2 protein-coding genes are annotated in these 2,092 nt (G+C 66.2%); both read right to left on the bottom strand.

The genetic code is table 11. The annotated features are described in order from the left end of the window. A partial coding sequence (locus tag J2Y70_RS22215) for a condensation domain-containing protein (RefSeq protein WP_309922719.1) occupies positions 1-1,841 on the bottom strand: 1,841 nt, incomplete at its 3' end. After that, a partial coding sequence (locus tag J2Y70_RS22210; protein ID WP_309922716.1) for a phosphopantetheine-binding protein occupies positions 1,838-2,092 on the bottom strand: 255 nt, incomplete at its 5' end. The genes J2Y70_RS22215 and J2Y70_RS22210, both read right to left, overlap by 4 nt.

The raw sequence follows: 2,092 nt of genomic DNA, 5'->3' as shown, positions 1-2,092 counted from the left end.
ATGCCGATCACCAACTCCAACCCGCGCTGCGCGCACAGCGCCACCCGCTGCTCCGGGCCTACGCCCAGTGCGCGCAGGCGATGCGCCAGTTGGTTGGCCTTGACGTTGAGCTGTCCGTAGCTGAGCGACTGGTCTTCGAACACCAGGGCGATCGCCTCAGGATGTAGCGCCACCTGCGCTTCGAACAGTTCGTGGATCAGCGCTCGGTCCGGGTACGCTGCCTGCGTCGCATTGAACTGCGCCAGCTGCGCACGCTCGGCTTCCGGCAGCACCGTCAGCTCGCGCAACAACCGCTGTGGCACGTCGGCCAGCGCCTCCACCAGTCCCGCCAGCGCCGTGTGCAAATAGCCCACCAGCCGCGCCGCATCCAACCCCGCCGTACACTGCGCCGAGATCGCGAACCCTTCGCCAAGATCGTCCACTGCCGCCGCGATCGGATAGTTGGTGCGCTCCTCCATGCCGACGACACGCATGCCCTGCAACTGGAACCCGCCGGCAACGCCGGCACGTGGCTGAGCATTGGCATGCCGGTAATTGAACAAGGTCGTGAACAACGGCAGCGCCGGGTCGACCCCGCTGCAGCGTTGTGCCAGCGACAAAGGCGCCTGTTCGTGCAGCAGCAGCTCGGCAAGGCGCAGATGAGTCTCGCGCACGCATTCGGCGGCTGCCACTTCGCCGACGGAGACGCGCAATGGCAAGGTATTGACGAACATTCCCAACGTCTGGTCGGCGCCGTAGGAACCCTGCAGGCGGCCGAGCAGCACCGATCCGAACACGACATCCTCGCGCCCGCTGCAGCGCGCCAGCACCTGTGCCCAGGCCACATGGCACAGCACTGCAGGCGTCACCGCCCATCGTCGAGCCTGCGCGCGCACGGCGCTCGCCAACGCGGCGCTCAGTACCTGGCGCGCCTCCTGCACCTGGTTGCCGCTGCCCTGCACATCCAGTACATCGAACGGTGCGGTCGGTTCGGTCACGCCCTGCAGCTGCGCCCGGAAATAGCGCTCATGCTCGGACACCGGCACGGCACGGCTATGGGCGATGAAATTTCGATACGGCAACGACGCCGGCAAGCGCTGCGCGCCGTCCTGCAGCAACGTCCGCACTTCGCCAAGGATGATCTGAAGGCTATAGTTGTCGCTGATCAAGTGATGGTCCAGCAACGCCAGCAGCCACTCGCCAGCGTCCGCATCGGCCATGACGTGCGCCTGCAGCAGCGGCGCGCGACGGATATCCATGCGCAAGCGGCGCGGGTCGGTCTGCCCGAGCAACTCCGCCAACGCCTCGTCGCCGGACGCTGCCGGCAGTTCCCGCACCGGTAGCGGCGCCCGCCGCTGCACTACCTGTACCGGTTCCGGCAGGCCCTCCCAGTGCACCGCGCTGCGCAGGATGTCGTGGCGGTCGATCACCTGCTGCAATGCGCCCAGGAACGCATCGAGCCGTTCCCTTGTATCGAATGCCAACACCGACCGCATCACGTAGGCGTCGCCTTCGCGTTGCAGCAGGTGGTGGAACAACAGGCCCTCCTGCAGCGGCGACAACGGATAGATGTCCTGCACGTTGGCCGCGCCGCCAGGCACCGCCGCCACCAGCGCATCGATCTGTGGCTGCGCCAGGTCGACCATCGACAACATCGAACGTGTGATCCTGGGAGCGGCGGCGTCGCCATGCGAGTGCATGGCCTCGACCAGCCGCAACAGATTCTGCTTGCATTCGGTCATCTGCTGGAACAATGCCGTGTCGATCACGCCGGGTGGCGCGCGCACGATCAGTTCGCCATCCTGCGCACCCAGTTCCACCCCCAGTTCCAGCAGATATTCCAGCAACTGATCGACCTTCATAGACGGAACTCTTCCATTGGTGCGGATGGATCGGGAATACGGTTGCGCGGTGCCGAGGACGCTTGCCTCCGCTCCATGGTTCCGGATGCATGGGTGCGCAACGCCAACTGCGCCACGGTCGGCGCTTCGAACAGGCTGCGCACGTCCACCTCGATCCCCACGTCGCGCAGCCGCTCGATCATCACGACCACCAGCAACGAGTGCCCGCCCAGTTCGAAGAAGTGGTCGTGGCGGCCGACCCGCTCCAGGCC

This window comes from Xanthomonas sp. 1678 (assembly GCF_031455575.1).
Taxonomy (GTDB): Bacteria; Pseudomonadota; Gammaproteobacteria; order Xanthomonadales; family Xanthomonadaceae; genus Xanthomonas_A.
The sequence above is the reverse complement of the archived record's forward strand: the minus strand, read 5'-3'. Positions and strand labels throughout refer to the sequence as shown.